Here is a 506-nt window from a genome sequence, read left to right on the forward strand (position 1 = left end):
GGCGAAGGCACGCGGCTCAGCGCGATCCTGCCTGCCGCGCCCACGCCGGCGCACGCCTGAGAACGCCGCTCGCGACCGCAATCGGCCCCTGATCCGGCCCTCTCCTACGCCCCCAGGCCGCTGCTGCTGACAGGGCCGGGAAGACCGCCCGTTTAACGTTGTCTTCAGGTCGTTCATGCGAACGAAGACGTGTTCATTCACGACAACGAGGCCACTTCGAAGGAGTCAACATGTTGCACTATGCGGTCGTGTTTCTGGTCATTGCCTTGATTGCCGCGGTGTTCGGCTTCGGCGGCATCGCGGCCAGCGCCGTGGGAATCGCGAAGATTCTTTTCATCATCTTCATCGTCCTGGCGCTCGCCAGCCTCATCGCAGGCTTGATACGACGCGGTTAGCGTCGTTACGATGAGCAGGCTCCCGCAATCAATCTCCCGGAAGGATCATTTTTTATGAACACAACAACCAAGACCCCCTCGCAGCTGGCCGACGATATCCGCCAGACCGCC

1 protein-coding gene is annotated in these 506 nt (G+C 61.5%); it reads left to right on the plus strand.

The window, feature by feature from the left end; all coding sequences use genetic code 11:
* Nucleotides 1-230 precede the first annotated feature (230 nt).
* The gene (locus AC1DTN_RS39370) at nucleotides 231-395 is read left to right on the plus strand and encodes a DUF1328 domain-containing protein (protein ID WP_477925699.1); all 165 of its coding nucleotides are present in this window, start codon (nucleotides 231-233) and stop codon (nucleotides 393-395) included.
* Nucleotides 396-506: the final 111 nt, after the last annotated feature.

This window comes from Rhizobium sp. 01T444 (assembly GCF_056398305.1).

Coding starts and splice junctions, on each gene's coding strand:
- AC1DTN_RS39370 (WP_477925699.1), top strand. CDS start 231: ATGTTGCACTATGCGGTCGTGTTTCTGGTCATTGCCTTGATTGCCGCG.